Annotated in this window: 17 protein-coding genes and 1 tRNA gene; 6 read left to right on the forward strand and 12 right to left on the reverse strand. The window is 69.3% G+C overall.

The window, feature by feature from the left end; translation table 11 throughout:
• The first annotated feature begins 13 nt into the window (after window positions 1-13).
• Window positions 14-436: a hotdog fold thioesterase gene (locus AB0N02_RS13825; protein ID WP_363945927.1), complete on the forward strand. Its 423-nt coding sequence runs from the start codon at window positions 14-16 to the stop codon at window positions 434-436.
• 581 nt (window positions 437-1,017) lie between these two features.
• Here AB0N02_RS13825 and AB0N02_RS13830 read toward each other — a convergent pair.
• The 3 genes from AB0N02_RS13830 to AB0N02_RS13840 form a co-directional block, all read right to left on the reverse strand.
• Window positions 1,018-1,785 (reverse strand): amino acid ABC transporter ATP-binding protein, encoded by a 768-nt coding sequence (locus AB0N02_RS13830; RefSeq protein WP_363945929.1) that lies wholly within the window; start codon window positions 1,783-1,785, stop codon window positions 1,018-1,020.
• Between the two features lie 95 nt (window positions 1,786-1,880).
• Window positions 1,881-2,732, reverse strand: a complete 852-nt coding sequence (locus AB0N02_RS13835) for an amino acid ABC transporter permease (protein WP_363945702.1) — start codon at window positions 2,730-2,732, stop codon at window positions 1,881-1,883.
• A 3-nt stretch (window positions 2,733-2,735) separates the two neighbouring features.
• Window positions 2,736-3,596: a transporter substrate-binding domain-containing protein gene (locus AB0N02_RS13840; RefSeq protein WP_363945704.1), complete on the reverse strand. Its 861-nt coding sequence runs from the start codon at window positions 3,594-3,596 to the stop codon at window positions 2,736-2,738.
• Window positions 3,597-4,127: 531 nt separating this feature from the next.
• On the opposite strand from AB0N02_RS13840, the gene AB0N02_RS13845 reads away from it, so the two are divergent.
• Window positions 4,128-4,685 carry a DUF4352 domain-containing protein gene (locus AB0N02_RS13845; RefSeq protein ID WP_363945706.1) on the forward strand — a complete coding sequence of 186 codons (558 nt, stop codon included), beginning with the start codon at window positions 4,128-4,130 and terminating at the stop codon, window positions 4,683-4,685.
• Between the two features lie 150 nt (window positions 4,686-4,835).
• Here AB0N02_RS13845 and AB0N02_RS13850 read toward each other — a convergent pair whose 3' ends face one another.
• The 6 genes from AB0N02_RS13850 to AB0N02_RS13875 form a co-directional block, all read right to left on the reverse strand.
• Window positions 4,836-5,570 (reverse strand): ABC transporter ATP-binding protein, encoded by a 735-nt coding sequence (locus AB0N02_RS13850; protein WP_363945708.1) that lies wholly within the window; start codon window positions 5,568-5,570, stop codon window positions 4,836-4,838.
• Window positions 5,560-6,372, reverse strand: a complete 813-nt coding sequence (locus tag AB0N02_RS13855) for an ABC transporter ATP-binding protein (RefSeq protein ID WP_363945709.1) — start codon at window positions 6,370-6,372, stop codon at window positions 5,560-5,562. The genes AB0N02_RS13850 and AB0N02_RS13855 overlap by 11 nt, the downstream gene beginning before the upstream one ends.
• Window positions 6,369-7,514, reverse strand: coding sequence for a branched-chain amino acid ABC transporter permease (locus AB0N02_RS13860; RefSeq protein ID WP_363945711.1), 1,146 nt, complete (start codon window positions 7,512-7,514; stop codon window positions 6,369-6,371). The genes AB0N02_RS13855 and AB0N02_RS13860 overlap by 4 nt, the downstream gene beginning before the upstream one ends.
• The gene (locus AB0N02_RS13865) at window positions 7,511-8,479 is read right to left on the reverse strand and encodes a branched-chain amino acid ABC transporter permease (RefSeq protein WP_363945713.1); all 969 of its coding nucleotides are present in this window, start codon (window positions 8,477-8,479) and stop codon (window positions 7,511-7,513) included. The genes AB0N02_RS13860 and AB0N02_RS13865 overlap by 4 nt, the downstream gene beginning before the upstream one ends.
• 160 nt (window positions 8,480-8,639) lie before the next feature.
• Entirely contained in the window at window positions 8,640-9,845 is a 1,206-nt protein-coding gene (locus AB0N02_RS13870) for a branched-chain amino acid ABC transporter substrate-binding protein (protein ID WP_363945715.1), read from the reverse strand.
• Between the two features lie 327 nt (window positions 9,846-10,172).
• Window positions 10,173-10,778 carry a response regulator gene (locus tag AB0N02_RS13875; protein WP_363945717.1) on the reverse strand — a complete coding sequence of 202 codons (606 nt, stop codon included), beginning with the start codon at window positions 10,776-10,778 and terminating at the stop codon, window positions 10,173-10,175.
• Window positions 10,779-10,891: 113 nt separating this feature from the next.
• Between AB0N02_RS13875 and AB0N02_RS13880 the strand changes: the two genes are divergently transcribed.
• The 3 genes from AB0N02_RS13880 to AB0N02_RS13890 all read left to right on the forward strand — a co-directional run bounded on the left by AB0N02_RS13880 (window position 10,892) and on the right by AB0N02_RS13890 (window position 12,537).
• Window positions 10,892-10,974 (forward strand) — tRNA-Leu (locus tag AB0N02_RS13880).
• 52 nt (window positions 10,975-11,026) lie between these two features.
• Window positions 11,027-11,794: a helix-turn-helix domain-containing protein gene (locus tag AB0N02_RS13885; RefSeq protein WP_363945719.1), complete on the forward strand. Its 768-nt coding sequence runs from the start codon at window positions 11,027-11,029 to the stop codon at window positions 11,792-11,794.
• Window positions 11,795-11,991: 197 nt separating this feature from the next.
• Entirely contained in the window at window positions 11,992-12,537 is a 546-nt protein-coding gene (locus AB0N02_RS13890; protein ID WP_363945720.1) for a GNAT family N-acetyltransferase, read from the forward strand.
• Window positions 12,538-13,019: 482 nt separating this feature from the next.
• Here AB0N02_RS13890 and pyk read toward each other — a convergent pair whose 3' ends face one another.
• Window positions 13,020-14,450, reverse strand: a complete 1,431-nt coding sequence (gene pyk, locus AB0N02_RS13895; protein WP_363945722.1) for a pyruvate kinase — start codon at window positions 14,448-14,450, stop codon at window positions 13,020-13,022.
• A gap of 263 nt (window positions 14,451-14,713) precedes the next feature.
• Here pyk and AB0N02_RS13900 point away from each other — a divergent pair, with 263 nt between their 5' ends.
• Entirely contained in the window at window positions 14,714-16,864 is a 2,151-nt protein-coding gene (locus AB0N02_RS13900) for a glycosyltransferase family 39 protein (protein ID WP_363945724.1), read from the forward strand.
• A 148-nt stretch (window positions 16,865-17,012) separates the two neighbouring features.
• On the opposite strand, the gene AB0N02_RS13905 is transcribed toward AB0N02_RS13900, so the two are convergent.
• Window positions 17,013-18,707: a S8 family serine peptidase gene (locus AB0N02_RS13905; RefSeq protein WP_363945726.1), complete on the reverse strand. Its 1,695-nt coding sequence runs from the start codon at window positions 18,705-18,707 to the stop codon at window positions 17,013-17,015.
• Window positions 18,708-18,839: 132 nt separating this feature from the next.
• Window positions 18,840-20,318, reverse strand: coding sequence for a glutamate synthase subunit beta (locus AB0N02_RS13910; RefSeq protein ID WP_363945727.1), 1,479 nt, complete (start codon window positions 20,316-20,318; stop codon window positions 18,840-18,842).
• Between the last annotated feature and the right edge of the window lie 39 nt (window positions 20,319-20,357).

A 20,357-nucleotide genomic window follows, 5' to 3' on the forward strand; every position in this document is an offset into this window, starting at 1 on the left:
CGTCCCCTTGACCATGACAGACCCCGAGGAAGTCGCCCGCGTCATCGAGGAGCGGCTCGGCGTGAGCCACCACGGCACGCTCGCCGAGCGGATGGGCATCGAGATCACCGAAGCGACCCCGGAGCGCGTGGTCGGGCGGATGCCGGTCGAGGGCAACACCCAGCCGTACGGCCTGCTGCACGGCGGCGCCTCCTGCGTGCTCGCCGAGACGCTCGGCTCGATCGGCGCGGCCGTCCACGCCGGGCCCGGGCGCCTGGCCGTCGGCATCGAGATCAACGCCACCCACCACCGCTCGGCCACCTCCGGCCACGTCACCGGCGTGGCCACCCGGGTGCACGGCGGCAGGACGGTCGCGACCTACGAGATCGAGATCACCGACGAGCAGGGCCGCAGGGTGTGCACCTCGCGCCTGACCTGCATGCTGCGCGACCGCTGACCTCTCACCCGCCCCCGCCTCTCACGCATTCGATCATATTCGGACCTCCCCTTTCTGCACTCTTGCCACAGGGGCTTTTGCACTCGTGCCACACGAGTCGCTACGGTGGGTGACATCGACGCCCGCGGGGGGACCGAGTAGAAAACGCACAGGGTCGGGGAAGCTCTGTGCGGCGCCAAAGGTCTCCCCCGGGCTCGTGCCCTCCGGCTCCGCCTCACTCACGCCCCTCCCGGCCGCCTCGCCGCGGCGCGGGAGGCGTTCGCCCGGAAGGCCCCCCGCGGACTCCTCAGCCGCCCTCTCCGCCGCGCTCGGCACGCGGGCGCACAAGGGTTCCGCGTCGACAGGCCGGCCCCTCTCAGGCGCGCTGAGCGGCTCGGCCCGGCCTCCACCGACGGCCCCGCCCGGCCCGCGGGGAGAGGGCGCCGGGTCCCCGGCGTGAAACGCCGCCGCCCGGTCGTACGACATGCGCCCCCTGCCCAGCGGCGACGGGCCTCCGCCGTACATCGGACGGCGGAGGCCTGGACACCGGACCGCGCCGGACGGCGGGAGCCCTGAGACCGGGCGGCGGGGCCCGGAGCGCCTCAGACGTCGGTGTGCGTCGGGTCGAGCACCCGGCGCAGGAAACTCCTGGTGCGCTCGTGCCGCGGCGCGCCGATCACCTGGGCGGCCGGGCCGTCCTCGACGATCACGCCGCCGTCCATGAAGACCACCCGGTCGGCCACGTCGCGGGCGAAGGCCATCTCGTGGGTGACCACGAGCATGGTCATGCCCTCCTCGGCCAGCTTGCGCATGACCGCGAGCACGTCGCCGACCAGTTCGGGGTCGAGCGCCGAGGTGGGCTCGTCGAAGAGCATCAGCGCCGGGTTCATGGCGAGCGCCCTGGCGATGGCGACGCGCTGCTGCTGACCTCCGGACAGCTGCGCGGGATAGGAGTCCGCCTTCTCCGCGACGCCGACCCTCTCCAGGTTCTCCCTGGCGATCCGCGCGGCCTCCGCCGCGCCCCGCTTCAGCACCCTCCGCTGGGCGATGACCACGTTCTGCAGCACGGTCATGTGCGGGAAGAGGTTGAACTGCTGGAAGACCATGCCGACGCGGCGGCGGGCCGCGTCGATGTCGACGTCGGGGTCGGTCAGCTCGACGCCCTCCAGGATCACCTTGCCCGAGGTCGGCTGCTCCAGCAGGTTCACGCAGCGCAGCAGCGTCGACTTACCCGATCCCGAGGGGCCGATGACGCACACCACCTGGCCGGGGTCGACCGCGAAGTCGATGCCCTTGAGCACCTCGAGCCTGCCGAAGTACTTGTGCAGGTCCCTGATCTCGACCGCGTGGACTCTCGGAGCCGCCTCCATCGCCGCGGTCTTCGGGGCCTCCGGGGCCTCCGGGGCCTCCGAGGTCTCCGAGGTCTCCGGGGCCTCCGAGGTCTCTGGAGTCTCCGAGGTCGCCATCACCGCCCCCTCCCCTGGCTTTTCTCCAGCCGGTTCGCGAGGTAGCCCAGCGGGATCGTGACGAGCAGATAGGTCACGCCGACGACCAGGATGGGCGTGGCGTTGGCGTGCGTGGACGCCAGGTCGTTGCCGAACTTGGTGAGCTCGACGTACTCACTGGTGACGCCGAGGAACAGCACCAGCGAGGAGTCCTTGAGCAGGGCGACGAACTGGTTGGTCGTCGGCGGGATGACGATGCGGATCGCCTGCGGGATGACGATGCTGACCATGGCCCGCGAATACGACATGCCCAGCGAGCGCGCCGCCTCCATCTGCCCCTTCGGAACCGCCTGCAGGCCGGCGCGGAGCGTTTCGGCCATGTAGGCGGACCCGACGACGGTCAGGCCCAGGATGCCCTGCCCGTAGGTGTCGCCCGGTACCTGGAAGCCCGGCAGGGCCTGTGGCAGGAACAGGATGAGCAGGAAGATGAGCAGCGCGGGCAGACCCCGGAAGATCTCGATGTAGGCGGTCGCGATCCACCGGTACGGCAGCACGGACGACATCCGCATCAGGGCGAACAACAGGCCGAACAGGAACGCGAAGACGAAGCCGCCGACCGAGTAGATGATCGTGTTCTTCAGGGCGACCGTGATCACCTCGGGCCACGCCTCCGCCGCGACCTCCGACTTGGCGAAGTTCTGCCCGAGAGCCCCCCAGTCGATGCGCAGCACGAGGAAGACCGCGACGGCCACCAGCACGACGTACTGGATGGCCCGGCTGATCCGCTGTCTCTTTCGAGGACTGAACCTGGCCCGGCCCGGAGGGGCTCCGACGGGGCCGGGCGGCTTGATCGTCGTTGACTGATCGGTCATGGATCAGCCGAGCTCGCCGGGCTTCTTGCCGAACCACTTGACGTAGATCTGCTCGTAGGTCCCGTCGGCCTTCGCCGTCGTGATCGTGTCGTTGATGGCCTTGAGCAGGACGGGATCGGCGTTCTTCTTCAGGCCGATGCCGTACTGCTCGCCGGTGTCGAGGCTGGCGGCGAGCTCGAACTTCTCAGCGATCTCCGGCTTCTTCAGCCAGGTCAGGACGACGGGCAGGTCCTGGACGATCACGTCGGCCTGGCCGGACTGCAGTCCCAGGAGCTCCTTGGGAGAGTCGGCGAACTCCTTGGGGTTGAATCCCTGCTTCTTGACGTAGTCGAGGCCCGTGGTGGAGGCCTGGGCGCCGAGTTTGAGCCCCTTGGCCTTGACGTCCTCCAGCGACTTGACGCCCAGGCCCTTCTTGACCAGCAGCGCCTGGGTGGCGTCGAAGTAGGGCACGGAGAAGTCGATGTTGGCCTGGCGCTCGGGTGTGATGGTCATGCCCGCGGCCGCCACGTCGCACTTGCCCGCGGCCATCGCCGCACCGCTCTTGATGACGGCGAAGTCGATGTCGACGACGTCCTGCGTCACACCGAGCTTCTTGGCCGCCAGGTCGACGATGTCGACGTCGAACCCGACGACCTTGTCGCCCTCCTTGAACTGGAAGGGCTCGTAGGGCACGTTCGTGCAGGTGGTCAGCTTTCCGGGATGGACCAGCTTGGCACCGCCCGCGGCGGCCGGCGCGTTGGACGAGGCACCGTCACTCGTGCTCGCGCCGGTGTCGCCGCCGCCACAGGCCGCGAGACCGAGCGTTCCGGCGATCACCACCGCGCCCGCCGCGAGCGTACGGCGGGAAACAAAACTCAGGCCCACAAAGGCCTCCTTACAGTCAATGTCGCATCTCGGACAGTTACCTCAGTGCTGGGTATGCTGCCCCGCCCGCATGGCGATGCAGATCACCGCTACGACACAATTCGGACAACAACCGCTTTCGGAGTTGCTGGATCGCTATCCTGCCTCGGCGTAAAATCTGACACCCCCGCTCATCGGACGGTCAACGCCTCGGTTCGCCGGAGACCTTCACGGGTCACGGACCGGCACAGTCTGACACCGAAACGGTGAAAATATTCTATATATGCACTTCAAGTGGGGTGACCTCGCCAACCGGGCGGGCCGGCTGCCGCCCGAAGGTGATCGGCAACATACCCACGGCGGCGTCCGGCGAACGCCCGCACCCCCCGGACACCCGCCCCCTCGAAAACCGCCGGGGCCGCCCCGGACGGACCGGGAGCCGAGCCGGCCGTAAAACGGCGAGGAGCCGGACGGAAATCTGGCGAAGAACACGCGGAAAGGCGCGGCGAAAGGCATTGAGCCCGATCCCCCGCCTCGGTTACGTTGCCCGATGTGCGCAACCCCCTATTACGGTTCACCGGTGCCGTCCTGGCCGGGACATTCCTCACCGGCTGCTCGGTGAACGCCCCGGCCGGACCGGCTGCCGCCTCCTCCTCCACGCCGACCTACCGGCTGACACCGCGCCCGGTGCGCCCCGGCGAGCGCCCGATCGACGCCGCGCCGGTGACGGACGGCGACACCCGCTTCCAGGTGATCGGCCTGCGGACGGGCCTGAGCGAGTTCGTCGGCAGCCACGGCGAGTGGCAGGCCAAGGGCCAGTACGTGGTCGTGCGGATCGTCGCCGACAACCCCGGCCGCACCAACTCCCGGTTCGACGCCAAGCGGCAGAGGCTCCTCACCGCCGACGGCACGGCGTACGGCGTCGACAGGTTCGCCCAGGCCATCAAGCGCCAGCCGGACACCCTCCCGCTCGGCGCCGAGGTCAGGATCGAGATGGACCTGTGGTTCGACATCCCCAAGACGGCGAAGGTCACCGCGATCCGGCTGTACGGCGACCCGCCGCTCGGCGTCGGCGGCACCACGGACGGCGCCACGGTCCCCCTGCCCTGAAACGGCCCCGCTCCCGGCACCGGCCCAGCGGCACCGCCCAGCCTCGTCCCGGCACCCGCCCGGCGGCGTCGCCCCGGCATCGGGCCAGGGAACACGCGTCCCCGCCGCACACGGGCGCGACGGGGACGCGGAGGACTTTCCGGAGACGGCCTACGCCTGCCCCTCCGGCACGTCGTGCCCGAGATCGCCACCGAGGTAGGCGGCCTGCACGGCGGGGTCGTTGAGCAGCTCCGCGGCGGGAGCGCTCTTGACCACCTTGCCGGTCTCCAGGACGTAGGCCCGGTGGGCCAGCTTCAGCGCCTGCTGGGCGTTCTGCTCGACCAACAGCACCGTGGTGCCGCGCCGGTTGATCTCCTCGATGATCGAGAAGATCTGCTGGACCATCAGCGGCGCCAGGCCCATCGACGGCTCGTCCAGCAGCAGCACCTTCGGCTTGGCCATCAGCGCGCGCCCGATCGCGAGCATCTGCTGCTCGCCGCCGGACATCGTGCCGGCCGCCTGGGTCCTGCGCTCGGCCAGCCTGGGGAACAGCTCGTAGGCCTCCGCCAGCTCGGCGCTGAAGTCACCGGAGCGGGTGTAGGCACCCATGAGCAGGTTGTCGTGCACCGTCATGCCGGGGAAGACCCCACGGCCCTCCGGTGCCTGCCCCAGGCCCGCGATGACCCGCTGGTGCCCCGGCATCTTGCTGATGTCCCGGCCGTCGAAGACGATGCTCCCCGACGTCAGGCCGCGCAGGCCGGAGATCGTCTTCAGGGTCGTGGTCTTACCCGCCCCGTTCGCCCCGATGAGTGTGACGATCTCGCCTTCGTCCACCTCGACCGAGATGCCCTTGATCGCCGCGATCTTGCCGTAGTGGACGTGGATGTCCTTGACCTCAAGAAGCATCTGCGGGAGCCCCCAAATACGCCTCGACGACCCGGGGGTCGTTCCGCACCTCGTCCGGCAGACCGTCGGCGATCTTCTGGCCGAAGTCCAGCACCGCGATGCGGTCGCTGATGCCCATGATGAGGCTCATGTCGTGCTCGATGATGAGAATCGTCCGGCCCGCGTCGCGGATGTCGCGGATCAGCTGCTGCAGGGCGACCTTCTCCGCCGGGTTCATACCGGCGGCCGGCTCGTCCAGCAGCAGCAGCTTCGGCCTGGTCGCCAGCGCGCGGGCGATCTCCAGCCTGCGCTGGTCACCGTAGGGCAGGTTCTTGGCGTGGTCGTTGGCCCGGTGCGAGATGCCGACGAAGTCGAGCAACTCCATCGCCAGCGCGCGGCCGTCACGCTCGGCCCTGCGGTGCAACGGGAGCCCCAGGGCCACGCTCAACATGCCGGACTTGTGGTGGGCGTCCGCGCCGACCATGACGTTCTCGATGGCCGTCATGTTGTGGAACAGCCGGATGTTCTGGAAGGTACGGGCGACACCGCGCTTGGTGATCTTGAAGCGCTTGATGCCGCTGATCTTCTCGCCCTCGAAGCGGACCTGGCCCTCCGTCGGCTGGTAGACACCGGTCACCACGTTGAAGACCGTGGTCTTGCCAGCGCCGTTCGGGCCGATGAGGGCGAAGATCTCCCCCTCGTTGACGGTCAGGTCGACCTCGCGCAGCGCCGTGACGCCGCCGAACCTCATGACGAGACCCTGCAGCTCCAGCAACGGCCGGGCACCCTGCTCCCGGACCGCCCCGCTCACCTCGGTGCTCACTTGGAGGCCACCTCCTCACCCTGCGACTCGGGACCGGGAACCTCGGCCCCGAGCGTCCCCATCCCGCCGGATCCCTCTTGCAACTCGGCCTTGCGCTGTCTCGACGGCAGCAGGCCCTCCGGACGGAAGATCATCAGCGCGACGAGCACCGCGCCGAAGATCAGCATGCGGTACTCCTGCAGGCCGCGGAACCGCTCCGGCAGCCACGCCACCACGAACGCGCCCAGCATGACGCCCGGCAGGTTGCCCGCGCCGCCCATGACCACCGCGGCCAGGATCGTCGCCGACAGCAGGAACTGGAAGTCGTTCGGGTTGATCGAGATGGCCTTCGCCGCCCACAGCACGCCCATCGCGCCGCCGATGGAGGCGCCGATCGCGAAGGCGAGCATCTTGAAGCGGAACGTCGGCACACCCATGACCTCGGCGGCGTCCTCGTCCTCGCGGATCGCCGCCCACGCCCGTCCCACCCTGCTCTTCTCCCAGCGCTTCACCAGGATGATCACGATGACGGCCAGCGCCACCAGCAGGTAGTAGTAGGGCCGCGGGTCCAGCACGCCGTACTTGAAGATCTGCACGCCGAACAGCTCGACGTCCGGCAGGCTCGGCGGGTGCGGAATGCCGCGGATGCCGTTCGGGCCGCCGATCGAGTCGGTGTTGCGCGCCGTGATGCGGATGATCTCACCGAAGCCCAGCGTGACGATCGCCAGGTAGTCACCGCGCAGCCGCAGCGTCGGAGCGCCCAGCGTGATGCCCGACAGCGCGCACAGGCCGATGCCCACCAACAGGATCAGCCAGAAGTTCCAGCCGAGCCTGGTGCCGATCAACGCCATCGCGTAGCCGCCCACCGCGTAGAACGCGACGAAGCCCAGGTCGAGCAGGCCCGCCTGGCCGACCACCACGTTCAGGCCGATGGCCAGCACCACGTAGGCGCCGATCGGGAAGAACAGGATGCTCGCCCAGTCGGTGTAGGGCGACATGAAGGAGCCGATGCTCTCCGAGGGCAGCAGCAGTGCCCCGACGACGAGGAGCGCGTAGACGATCCAGCGCTGCCAGCCGGGCGTGTTCAGCCAGCGGTCGTGCAGGGCGTCGCCGTACCGGCTGAGGCCATGGCGGAAAGCTGCCAGGGAATTCTTCTCGTTCATGCGCGCGCCTGCTGGAGTGATTCACCGAGGATTCCGGTGGGACGGAACATCAGGACCAAGACGAGGATGCTGAAGGAGATCACGTGCTTCCAGTCGGAGCCCGCGAAGATCGCTCCGTAGTTCTCCGCCAGACCCAGCGCGATACCACCGACCAGGGCGCCACGCAGGTTGCCGATGCCTCCCAGAACCGCCGCGGTGAACGCCTTGATCCCGAAGAGGAAGCCGAGATAGTAATTCGTGTTCTCATACGAGATGAGGTACAGCGCTCCGGCCACACCGGCCATGCCGCCGCCGATCAGGAAGGTCATGCGGACGATCTTGTTGATGTCGACGCCCATGAGAACGGCCGCCTCGGGGTTCTGCGCGGTAGCGCGAATACCCCGGCCGATCTTCGTGCGGTTCACGAGAGCATCGAGCACGATCATCATGCCGATCGCCGCCACAATGACGAGCACCTGATCCGCCCGGACCGAGTAGCCGAAGAGCGAGAAGAGCTCACTCTTCTCCATCAGCCGGGGCAGGGCCATCTGGATGCGGCCCTGCTGCGGACGGTTGAAGACGTTCGGGATCACCAGGAGCGCGAACAACTCCTGCAGGAAGATCGAGGCACCGATCGCCGAGATGAGCGCCGCCAGCCTGGACGCGCCACGCTTACGCAGCGGCCGGTAGGCGATCCGCTCCAGCGCCACCGCCGTGCCCGCCGAGGCCAGCACCCCGGCCAGGATCATCAGCGCGATCACGCCGACCAGCGCGATGCCGGTCAACGGCGAGTTGATGCCGAACACGAAAGGGACGAACATCGCACCGAAGGTTCCGATCATGAACACTTCGGAATGGGCGAAGTTGATCAGCCGGAGCACGCCGTACACCATGGTGTAACCGAGCGCGATCAAGGCATAGATCGATCCGAAGGCCAGGCCGTCGATCGTGGCCGGCCAGAACTGATTGACGAAGTCATTGAGCACTAGGGTTTACCACTTCTAGCGGGGGTCGCCTGCACTGCCGGTAGCACACCGCTTCCAGCAGAACCTCGTGGACTCTGGTGGAAGTACGCGGAAAGCGGGACCGCACCCTGGCGACCCCGCTCCTCGCGCGCCAACTACCTTCTCTTCTCGCGCTCGTGACCTAGCCCAGCTTGGCCTCGGCAGCCTTGCCCAGCAAAGTGATGGCGCCGCCCTTGACCTGGTAGATGTAGATGTCCTTCGCCTCGACCTCACCGTTGGCGGCGAACTTCACCTGCTTGGAGACACCCGCGAAGTCAACGGTCTTCATGAACTCGTTGATCTTGTCCGTGGTGGTGTTGCCCGCCTTGATCGCCTCGACGAAGACCGTCGCCGCGTCGTAGCCCTCGGCCGCGTAGATCGCCGGGTCGGTGCTGTAGGCGGCCTTGTAGGCGTCGGCGAAGCCCTTCACCTTGGCGTCGGTGACGTCCGGCGTGGCGATGTAGCACGGGCAGCCGATCAGGGCGCCCTCGGCGTTGGCGGCACCGGCGCCGTCGATCAGGCCCTTGTCCAGCGAACCGTCGCCGGAGAAGAACTTCGCGTCCTTCACGCCCTTGTCACGCAGCTGCTTGAGCAGGTTGCCGGCCGCCGCGTAGTAACCGCCGAAGAAGATCGCGTCCGGCTTGGCGGCCGCGACCTTGTTCACCACCGAGGAGAAGTCGCTCTCGTTCGGGTCCAGCGAGTCGTCGGTGACCTTCACGCCCTTGGTGGCCAGCTGGCCCCGGACGGCGTCGGCCAGCGGCTTGCCGTACTCCGACTTGTCGTCGATCACGAACACGTTCTTCGCGGCGGCGGCGCCCGCGATGAAGTCGGCGATGCCGGGGCCCTGCACGCCGTCGTTCGGCAGCACACGGTGCCAGAACTTCCAGCCGTTCTCGGCGAGCTTGGTGTTCGTGGCCGAGGCGGTGACGCTGGGGATCCCCGCCTCCTCCAGCACCGGAGAAACCTGGGCGGACTCGCCCGAGAAGGCCGGTCCGATCAGACCGACGATCTTGTCGCTCTTGATGGCCTGCTGGGCCAGCGCGACGGCCTTGGAAGCGTCACCCTGAGTGTCGTAGGGAACAAACTCGATCTTCACCGGCGGGTTGGTCTTGTTGTACTCGTCGAAGACGAGCTTCGCACCGTTGCGCGGGGGGATGATGATACCGGAGTTCTGGCCGGTCAGGTCACCCATGAAGCCGATCTTGACGGTTCCCGGGGCGGCAGCGCTGGAGCCGCCGTCCGTCGGCTTGGCCTCGGTGCCACCACCGTTACCACAGGCAGCGAGACCGAGGGTGAGCGCCACACCGGCGGCGAACACTCCACCCAGGCGAGCAGTCTTAGGCCGCAAGGTTGCCTTCCTTTCGCCCGACCCCTCACAAGGGAGCGGGTTCACAGATGCACTCCCTGGCGGGAGTGGCCAGGGGGTTGTGTCGGTTAGTACAGCCAGCGGATGTCACGGGTCGATACAGGACAGGCCACCGTAACCGTTTCGTTATTACACCGATCCTTTTCGGCTATAAGCGACAAAAGCCATGGTCACCGGCAGCATCACCCCCATCACGTAGATCACCCGAAGACGCACGAAAGCTCGCGCGAACCCCCTTGACACGGGGCCGCGCGAGCTTCACAAACAGGAAACCTTCCTAAGCGATCACCGGGCTGGAAGCGCCGGACCTCACCCACCGGCCCCTTCCAGCCCCCCCGGAGCGGACACCCCGTCGACCACGACCTGCGCCACCTGGCGCATGCTCAGCCGACGGTCCATCGACGCCTTCTGGATCCACCGGAACGCCTGCGGCTCACTCCAGCCGTGCTCCGACATCAGCAGCCCCTTCGCCCGCTCGACCAGCTTGCGAGTCTCCAGCCGCTCGGAAAGCGTTCCCACCTCCCGCTCCAGCGCCGCGATCTCCTCGTGCCTGCTCACCGCCATCTCGATCGCGGGCACCAGATCCGACTTCGTGAACGGCTTCACGAGATACGCCATCGCCCCGGCGTCCCGCGCACGTTCGACCAGGTCACGCTGCGAGAAGGCGGTGAGAATGAGACACGGCGCGATCCGCTGCGACACGATCTGCTCGGCGGCCGAGATCCCGTCCAGGATGGGCATCTTCACGTCCAGGATCACCAGATCGGGCCGATGCTCGGCGGCCAGCTTGACCGCCGCCTCCCCGTCTCCGGCCTCCGCGACGACCGCGTATCCGTCCTCTTCCAGCATCTCCTTGAGATCGAGGCGAATCAGGGCCTCGTCTTCCGCGATCACCACTCGCCGCTGCGTACTCACGAGCAAGAGAGTACCGATGTCCGCTAGATTAGGACCACGCCGGTGTCCACAGCTGATCCAGTTCTGGGTAAGCTCGACCCCGGCACACAATCCGGACAAGTCCGGAAATATAAGCCGGAATGGTGAAATGGCATACACGGACGCCTCAAAAGCGTCTGCCCGAAAGGGCGTGCGGGTTCGAGTCCCGCTTCCGGCACACATTGAGTAGTCATCCGAAAACTGTCGGTGACCCATGACATGGTCACCCCATGCACCCCCGCGAAACCGTTGAGCGCGCACTCCGACTCTCCGCTCAAGGGCTCCTCGACCGTCAGGTGGCGGAACTCTGCGGCGTTTCCCTCAGTGCGGTCCAGAAATGGCGCACCGGAACGCGCAGAGTCCACGAGGAGCAAGATCGTCGGCATTTTCATTCCTGTCCCCGATGTCATGGCCGGACGCTGGACCACAGTGCCTACGCCTACCTGCTCGGGCTCTATCTGGGCGACGGCCACATCGTGCTGTGCAGAAAAGGCGTCTATCAGCTCTCCCTGGCGTGCTGCGACGACTGGCCCGGCCTGATGGAGGCCGCAGCCGAAGCCATGGCGACGGTCATGCCGACCTCATCGGTCAGCCGCCGTCAACTACGGGGGTGCGTGGAGATCAAGAGCTACTCCAAACACTGGACCTGTCTGTTCCCACAGCACGGTCCCGGACGGAAACACGAGCGAAAGATCGCGTTGGCCGAGTGGCAGCGTGAGATCACCGAAGAACATCCGGGCCTCTTCGTCCAGGGTTTGATCCATTCCGATGGCTATCGCGGGACGAACCGGGTACGCCGCCGCTTCAACGGAAGTGATCATTGGTACGAGTATCCGCGCTATCTCTTCAAGAACGAGTCGAAGGACATTCTTGAGCTGTGCGGTCAAGCCCTCGACATGCTCGGCGTCGAGTGGCGCTACGCGCAGCCCAACACCATCTCCGTCGCGCGGCGGGAGGCCGTCGCGCGGCTGGACGAGTTCGTCGGACCGAAGCACTGAGAAGGGCCGGAGCGGCGAAGGACGGAAGGAGTGGGAGGAGTCGAGAGGGACGGGGCATGAGGGGCCGGGGGACGGAGCGTGAGGGGCCGGGATGGGGGCGGAGCGCCGGATGACGGGGCGGGTTGCCCCCGGAGGGTGGGATCCGGAAGAGTCGGCGGCACCCGGCCCGTTCGGGTCCTTCGAAGTGAGAGGCAGCCATGACTTGTGACATCGTCCCCGCCGAGCTCCGGCTGAGCGGGCACGGAGTGGTGTTGCGGGAGTGGGAGGACGACGATCTTGCCACGATGGCCGCCCTGTTCGACGACCCGAAGGTGGCCTACTGGACGCCGCTGGTCTCACCGTTCGACCTGGAGGCCGCGAGGCTCTACCTGAAACGGGCGCGGGAGAGGCGGGCGGCGGAGCAGCGGATCCAGCTGGCGATCACCGTGGACGGGGGCGAGGCGATGGGAGAGGTGCTGCTGATGCGCAGCGGGTCCGGCCTGGAGGTGGCGGAGATCGGCTACAGCGTGGGCGCGGCCTACCGTGGCCGGGGACTGGCGGCCCGGGCGGTGCGGGTGATGACCGAGTTCGCGCGCGGCGCGCTGGGGATCAAACGGTTGCTGCTGGAGATCGAGGCGGAGAACACGGCGAGCGCCACGGTCGCGGGGGCGGCGGGCTATTACCTGACGGACGCTCCGCCGATCTTGACTGAGGAGAAGGGCAGGACGCTGTCGCTGCGCACGTGGGAGTACGGAGGATCGTAGGCCGACACGGAACTCGCAGGCCGAGGAGGAGGCCCCTTCCCGTCCCGAGCGCGTCCGGGAGCCGGAGAGGCCGCCGACGGTGGTGGAAACGGCCCGGTGACCGGCGCCGAGGCTCGGAGGTCGAGCAGGGAGCGGGGGAAACAGCCCGGTGACCGGCGCCGAGGCTTGGAAGGCCGAGCCGGGAGCCTGGGAAACGGCCCGGTGAGCGGCGAGCGCTCGAAGGCTTGGAGGTCGAGCCGGGAGCCTGGGAAACGGCCCGGTGAGCGGCGAGCGCTCGAAGGCTTGGAGGTCGAGCCGGGAGCGGGGGAAACGACCCGGTGAGCGGCCGGCGTGTGGAGGCCGCCGGAGGCATCCACCGGTGAGGTGAGCCGTACCCGAGGAGTGCCCGGAACGCCGGTACGGCCGGCACCGGAGGGCGCCGGCCGTATCCACGGAGACCGAGACCGGGCGGGTGGGCCCGGAGCCGGATGGAGAAGGCGGGGTCAGGCGGGGTGCGAGACGGCCGCGCCGATGGTGTGGACGCGCAGGGCGTTGGTCGAGCCCGCGGTTCCGGGCGGGGACCCGGCGACGATGACGACCTTGTCGCCCTTCTCCAGACGTGCGTTGGCCAGCAGGGAGGCCTCGACCTGGCGGACCATGTCGTCGGTGTGGTGCACGAACGGCACCTCGAAGGTCTCCACGCCCCAGGTGAGCGCGAGCTGGTTGCGGACGTGGGGGGAGGAGGTGAAGGCCAGCAGCGGGATCGGCGAGCGGTAGCGGGCCAGACGGCGGGCGGTCTCACCGGACATGGTGAAGGCGACGAGGGCCTTGGCTCCGACGATGGCGCCCACCTCGGCGGCGGCGCGGGCGATGGCGCCGCCGGTGGTCTCCGGCAGCCGGTCGAGGCTGTGGGTGGCCTGCAGCGAGGTCTTCTCGGCCGCGCCCGCGATGCGGCTCATGGTCTGGACGGCCTCGACGGGGTAGCTGCCGACCGAGGTCTCGCCGGAGAGCATGACGGCGTCGGCACCGTCCATGACGGCGTAGGCGACGTCGGAGGCCTCGGCGCGGGTGGGCCGCGGAGCGGAGATCATCGAGTCGAGCATCTGGGTGGCGACGATGACGGGGCGGGCCTTCTCACGGCAGAGCTCGATGGCCCGCTTCTGGACGATCGGCACGTCTTCGAGGGGCAACTCGACGCCGAGGTCGCCGCGGGCGACCATGACGCCGTCGAAGGCCTCGATGATCTCGGGGAGCCGCTCGACCGCCTGGGGCTTTTCGATCTTGGCGAGCAGCGGGAGGCGGACGGCCTCCTGCTCCATGATGTTGCGCACGACGTCGGCGTCGGAGGGGCGGCGGACGAAGGAGAGGGCGATGAGGTCGAACCCCGTGCGCAGGGCCCAGCGGAGATCGGTCTCGTCCTTGTCCGTGAGGGCCGGGGCACTGACGTTGACGCCGGGCAGGTTGAGGCCCTTGTTGTCGGAGATCATGCCGCCGATGATCACGCGGGTGGTGACGCGGGGGCCGTCGATGCGGGTGACCTCGAGGTGGACCCTGCCGTCGTCGACGAGGATGCTGTCGCCGGGGCGGACGTCCTTGTGGAGGCCGAGGTAGGTGGTCGAGACCTGCTCCCGGTCGCCGGGAACGTCCTCGGTGGTGATGGTGAAGACGTCGCCGAAGCCCAGCCGGACGGGGCCTTCCTCGAACTTGCCGACGCGGATCTTGGGACCCTGCAGGTCGGCGAGCACGCCCACACCGCGGCCGAGCTCGGCGGCTACCTCCCTCACCCTGTCGTAAACCTCCTTGTGCAGCTCGTGGCTGCCGTGGCTGAGGTTGAAACGAGCCACATCCATGCCTGCGGCGATGAGCTCGCGGAGGCGTTCAGGGGAGGAGGTGGCGGGGCCTAGAGTGCAGACGATTTTCGCGCGACGAGTCACGGGTCCCACCCTAATTGGTACAGACCACTTGGTCGTTACGTTGACCGGAGCGGGGATGAAAAACTCGGTGACATCACGCTACCGCCGCCGTCCGGCTCGGCGTGAATCGCGCGCTTCGCCAGGTACGCGGCTCGGGTGGCCGGCACACGGGCGGTTGCGCGGTGTTGCGCGCGCGGGCGGGGACGCCCTTGGCCGAGGCCTTCTCATCAGATCTTCATGGAGCGCCAAGAGGGTGTTGAGGCGGCGGTTCGAGGGTGTGGCGCATGGATGTGCGCAGGGAACCGCGATGGTCGAGGTGGACTCTGGCCGCCGCCTGCGGGGTGGCCGGAGTGCTGTACGGCTGGGCGCTCGACTCGGTGGGCTACGGCAACTCCTACTACGCGGCGGCGGTCCGCTCGATGAGCCTGAGCTGGTCGAACTTCTTCTTCGGGGCGTTCGATCCGCTGGGGGTCTCCACGGTGGACAAGCCGCCCGGCGCGCTGTGGGTGCAGGCGCTGTCGGTGCGGGTCTTCGGGTATCACGGCTGGGCCCTGATCGTGCCGCAGGTGGTCGAGGGGGTGCTGGCCGTCGCCGTGCTGCACCGGGCGGTGCTGCGGTGGGCGGGTCCGGCCGCGGCGTCGCTCTCCGCCGCGGTGCTGGCGTTGACGCCGATCACGGTGGCGGTGAACCGGAACGACAATCCCGACACCTTGCTGGTGCTGTTGCTGGTGTGCGCGGCCTACGCGATGACGCGGGCGGTGCGCGGCGGCCGGGCGCGCTGGCCGGTGCTGGCCGCGGCCTTCGTGGGGATGGCCTTCACGGTGAAGATGCTGCAGGCCTGGGTGGTGGTCCCGGCGATGCTGGGGGCGTGGCTGGTGGCCGGTCTCTCGTGGCGGCGGCTGTGGGTGGCCGTGGCCTCGGGGGCGGTGATGCTGGTGACGTCGCTGGCGTGGGTGGTCGCGGTCGACGTGTGGCCGGGGGCCAAGCCGTACGTGGGAGGCAGCAGGGACGGCGGCGCGTGGGACCTGGTGGTCGGCTACAACGGTTTCGGGCGGTTGCTGGGGACGCGTGACGGGGCCGGGACGGGGCTGGGCAACGCGGGGCCGAGCATGGGCGGGGATCCGGGCCTGGGCCGGCTGTTCAACGAGCAGGTGGCGGGGCAGATCAGCTGGCTGTTGCCGTTCTGCGTGGTGGCGATGGTCGCGGCGGCCGTCACGGTCACCGTCCGCGGACGGCGGAACGCGCGTCGTGGCCGGGCATGGCACGGTGCGGCGGCAGGGGCCGAGCGGTGGGACGTGGCGGGCTGGGTGCTGTGGGGCGGCTGGCTGGTGCTGTGCTGGGCGGTCTTCAGCTTCTCCGAGGGGATCTTCCACCCGTACTACACGACGCAGCTCGCTCCCGCGGTGGCCGCGGTGACGGGGGCGGGGGCGGTGACGATGTGGCGGCTGTACCTGCGGCCGACGGGGTGGTCGTGGGCACTGCTGCCGGTGGCCCTGGCGGCGTCTGCGGTGTGGGCCGTGATCGTGGTGGAGCGGACACCGGACTGGCTGCCGTGGCTGTCTCCGATGATCGGGATCACGGGGACGCTGGGAGTGGCCGGGTTGTCGGCGGGGCGGCTACCGTTGCGCGCCTCGCGGGGCGGGGTACGGCGGCTGCGGGCTCCCTCATCCGTATCGGTGTTCTCCATGGTGGCGGTGGCGACGGCGGCGGTGGCGGTGATGGCCGCGCCCGCGGCGTGGTCGGCGGCGGAGCCCCTCGACGGGCCCGGCGGCACGGGCGGGGTGAACCCGGCGGCCGGGCCGGATTCGGGGTTCGGCGGCCAGGGGCGCGGCGGGCGTGGTCCCGGCGGCGGGAACACGTCCGGTGGCCTTTTCCGGATGGGCGCTCCGGGACAGGGCGGCGGTCCCGGGGCGGACGGCCGGGGACAGGACGGCTCCGGGTGGGGCGCTCCCCCGCCGGGGAATTCCGGACAGGACGGTCTCCGGCAAGGCACTCCGGGGCAGGACAGCCGTTCGGGCGGAGGCCGCCGGGCGGGCGACGGCGATTCCGGTGGCGGTGGCGGTGGCGGTCTGTCGACGTGGGGTGTGGCGACCGGGACGTTGACGGCCGGGCAGCGCGGCGTGCTGGACTATGTGATCGCCCGGCGAGACGGAGCCCGGATCCTGCTCGCGACGCTGTCGGCGACGGGCGCCGCGCCGTACATCATCGCGACGGGCGAGGATGTGATCGCGATGGGCGGGTACAACGCGACGGACCAGGCGGTGAGCCTGGAAGAACTGAAACGCCTGGTCGGGGCGGGCGAGCTGCGGTTCGTCCAGCTGTCGGGTTTCACCGGTCAGGGAGCGGACTCCGATCCCCGCCTGGCCTGGATCGAGGCGAACTGCTCCCTCGTCCCCCTGGAGGGCGTCACAGACCTGCGCCGCTGCGGCACGTAGTGCGACGCCACGGGCACCCGGGGGTCACGCGCCGCACACCGGCGCCGGTCGCACCCGCCCCGCCGCTCGCCGTACCGGTGCCACGGGCAGGAGGTGAGCACGATGCACGGTGAGGAGGCGGGGCGGTCGCGCCGGTGGGTTCCCGGGGTCAGCGGGGGGTCGTGGCGGCCTTGGCGGCGTTGACGACGCCCCTGCCGTAGAAGCCGTTGCGCGACTTGGACCCCTCGCAGACGTGGACGCTCTTGCCCTCCGTGGAGCGGTAGACGTACGCGCGCGGGGCGGGGCAGGGTTTGCGGGTCGCGGTGGCGTAGAGCAGGCGTTCGACGTCGGCGGGCGGCATGGTGACGCCGTCCTTGGAGCGCTTGCCGAAGCGGCTGATGAGGATGGCGGCGACGCCGGCGGCGTGCGGAGCCGCCATGGAGGTGCCCGCGAGGTACTGGTAGTAGGCGCAGGTCCCGGCCTGGCAGTCACGGACGACGGAGGCGCTCTGCGGCTCGCCGTCGGCGTTGATCAGGCCTTTGGCGCGGAGCATGTGTTCGGGGGCCGCGGCCAGGACGGCCCTGGTGATCTCGGCTCCGTCGCCGTCCTCCGGGTCGCCGCCGGGGGCCGACAGGTCGGTCTGCTCGATGCCGTAGTCGGAGTAGGCGGCCTTGCGCCCGCTGGGCCCGAGGGCCGAGACCGAGATGACGCCCTTCGACTCGGAGGGGACGCTGAGGCAGGAGTTGTCGATCCTGCGCACGCGCTGCGAATCGAGGGGGTAGTCGGGGCTGGTGATGTCGACTTTGGGCTTGCCGAGGTCGATCGAGTCGTTGCCTATGGCGCTGATCAGGGTGACGCCGTGTTTGCGGGCGTAGTCCAGGGCGCGCTGCATGCCGACGATGACGCCGCGCTGTTCGAGCTGCTCGGCCTTGGAGTCGCGCGGGTTGGCGGTGCAGTTGAACAGCCACGGGTCGACGTAGTAGCTCATGTTGACCACGTCGATGCCGTGGTCCGCGGCGTAGGTGAGGGCGTCGAGGCTGGGCTTGAGGAAGAACAGGCCCGCGTCCTGGCCGGCGCGCAGGTTGACCAGGGACACCCCGGGGGCGACGCCGGCGACGCCCAGGCCGTTGATCGGGGAGGCGATGGTGCTGGCGACGTGGGTGCCGTGACCGTCGTCGTCCCAGTCGACGGGGTCCTTGCAGCTCTTGAACTCGCAGGGACCGTCGAGTTCCCGGCCCCTGGAGTCCTTCGGCCGGTCGGTCACGAAGTTGCGGCTGAGCTCGCGGTTGAAGTTCGGCGCGATGTCGGGGTGTTTCCCGTCGATGCCGGTGTCGATGACGCCGACCAGCACCTTGCGGCTGCCGGGGGCGGTGGTGTGGGAGCCGGTCGCGGTGGCACCGATCATCTTCATGTCCCACTGCCGACCGGCGAGGGGTTCCTCGCCCTCGACGGTGAGGGCGCGGATGTCGGAGGTGCCGGTGCGGGCGGCGGCGGTACGGGTGACGGTGGTACGGGGGACGGCGGCCAGGGCCGCGGGAGCGGCCTGGGCGGCGGTCGCGTAGCCGATCCTGCGGTCGGAGGAGATTCCCGCGACGGCGGCGTCGGCCGCCAGGGTTTCGGCGAAGCCGTTCTCCGGCCCCCTGGCGACGACGTAGCCGAGTTTGGTCTCGGTGGACAGCGGGGTGCCCCCGCCCGCCCTGACGGCGTCCACGGCGCGGGCCTGGGCGCCGGGGGCGTAGAAGACGAGGTAGTCGCGGAGCGTTCCGCTGTCGGCCGCCGCCCCGCCGGGGGTTCCCGCGGTGAGGCCGGCGGTCAGGGCGGCTGCGGTCGCCATCCCTGCCAGGCGTCTGCTCCAGCGATTCATTGATCCTCCATACCTGTCCAGACCAGGAGGATCATCTTTCAGCCATAAAACCGTCAAAGCAACCTGATCATACTTTGACCGGGTTTTCCGGTACGGCAGGCGGAAGCCGTACCGGAAAACCCGGCTCGACACTCAGACCAGCGGCCGGGCCGTCGGCGGGATCGCCACCGGCAGCGCCGTCCGGCCGGTGAGGTAACGGTCGGCCGCGGAGGCGGCCGAGCGGCCCTCGGCGATCGCCCAGACGATCAGCGACTGGCCCCGGCCCACGTCACCGGCGACGAAGACGCCGTCGAGCGACGACATGTAGCCCTTGTCCCTGGCGACGTTGCCCCGCGCGTCGAAGAACTCGCCGTCGGCGACCGAGGCCAGCTCCTCCAGCAGACCGGCCTTCTCGGGGCCGACGAAGCCCATCGACAGGGTGATCAGGTCGGCGGGGATCTCCCGCTCGGTTCCGGGGATCGGCTTGAAGCCGGTCGCCGGGCCCTCGACCTCGACCAGGCGCAGCGCCCTGACGTTGCCGTCGGCGTCCCCGACGAACTCGGTGGTCGAGACCGCGTAGACACGGTCGCCGCCGCCCCCGGCCAGTTCCTCGTGGGCGCTCTCCGTCTTGAACAGGATGGGGAACGTGGGCCACGGCTGGCTGCCGGGACGCTCCGCCGGGGGCTGGGGCATGATCTCCAGCTGGGTGACCGACGCGGCGCCCTGGCGGATCGCGGTGCCGATGCAGTCGGCACCGGTGTCGCCACCGCCGATCACGACGACGTGCTTGCCCTCGGCGTTGATCGGCGAGACCGGGTGGTCGCCCTCCTGGACCTTGTTGGCCGGCGGGAGGTACTCCATCGCCTGGTGGACGCCCTTCAGGTCGCGTCCGGCGACGGGCAGTTCCCGCCACTGGGTCGCGCCGCCGGCCAGGACGACCGCGTCGAACTCCTCGCGGAGCCGGGCGCCGGTGATGTCGACGCCGACGTTGACTCCGGTGCGGAACTCGGTGCCCTCGGCCCGCATCTGCGCGAGCCTGCGGTCGATGTGCCGCTTCTCCATCTTGAACTCGGGGATGCCGTAGCGGAGCAGGCCGCCGATCCGGTCGGCGCGTTCGAACACCACCACGTCGTGCCCGGCCCTGGTGAGCTGCTGGGCGGCGGCCAGGCCCGCGGGGCCCGAGCCGACGACCGCGACCCGCTTTCCGGTCTTCGACGCGGGGATCTGGGGGGTGACCCAGCCCTCGTCGAAGGCGCGGTCGATGATCTCGACCTCGACCCGCTTGATCGCCACCGGGTCGGAGTTGATGCCGAGCACGCACGCCGCCTCACAGGGCGCCGGGCACAGGCGTCCGGTGAACTCCGGGAAGTTGTTGGTGGCGTGCAGGCGCTCGACGGCCTCCCGCCAGTCGTCGCGGTAGACCAGGTCGTTCCACTCGGGGATGAGGTTGCCCAGCGGGCAGCCGTTGTGGCAGAACGGGATGCCGCAGTCCATGCAGCGCGAGGCCTGCTTGGTCAGGGCGGGCCTGGGGAAGTCCTCGTAGACCTCCCGCCAGTCGCGGATGCGCACGTCCACGGGGCGGCGTGCCGGCAGCTCGCGGCCGTGAGTGAGAAAACCCTTCGGGTCAGCCATCGGTGTACCCCCCTTATCCCTGAACAGCCTGGTGAACGG

Origin of the sequence: Streptosporangium sp. NPDC051022 (assembly GCF_040683035.1) — a bacterium.
Classification (GTDB): domain Bacteria; phylum Actinomycetota; class Actinomycetes; order Streptosporangiales; family Streptosporangiaceae; genus Streptosporangium.

Bases quoted from the DNA above. Each gene is read 5' to 3' on its own strand.
- AB0N02_RS13825 (WP_363945927.1), top strand. From the start codon at position 14: ATGACAGACCCCGAGGAAGTCGCCCGCGTCATCGAGGAGCGGCTCGGC.
- AB0N02_RS13830 (WP_363945929.1), bottom strand. From the start codon at position 1,785: ATGGAGGCGGCTCCGAGAGTCCACGCGGTCGAGATCAGGGACCTGCAC.
- AB0N02_RS13835 (WP_363945702.1), bottom strand. From the start codon at position 2,732: ATGACCGATCAGTCAACGACGATCAAGCCGCCCGGCCCCGTCGGAGCC.
- AB0N02_RS13850 (WP_363945708.1), bottom strand. From the start codon at position 5,570: ATGCTTCTTGAGGTCAAGGACATCCACGTCCACTACGGCAAGATCGCG.
- AB0N02_RS13860 (WP_363945711.1), bottom strand. From the start codon at position 7,514: ATGAACGAGAAGAATTCCCTGGCAGCTTTCCGCCATGGCCTCAGCCGG.
- AB0N02_RS13885 (WP_363945719.1), top strand. From the start codon at position 11,027: ATGCACCCCCGCGAAACCGTTGAGCGCGCACTCCGACTCTCCGCTCAA.
- AB0N02_RS13890 (WP_363945720.1), top strand. From the start codon at position 11,992: ATGACTTGTGACATCGTCCCCGCCGAGCTCCGGCTGAGCGGGCACGGA.
- AB0N02_RS13900 (WP_363945724.1), top strand. From the start codon at position 14,714: ATGGATGTGCGCAGGGAACCGCGATGGTCGAGGTGGACTCTGGCCGCC.
- AB0N02_RS13905 (WP_363945726.1), bottom strand. From the start codon at position 18,707: ATGAATCGCTGGAGCAGACGCCTGGCAGGGATGGCGACCGCAGCCGCC.
- AB0N02_RS13910 (WP_363945727.1), bottom strand. From the start codon at position 20,318: ATGGCTGACCCGAAGGGTTTTCTCACTCACGGCCGCGAGCTGCCGGCA.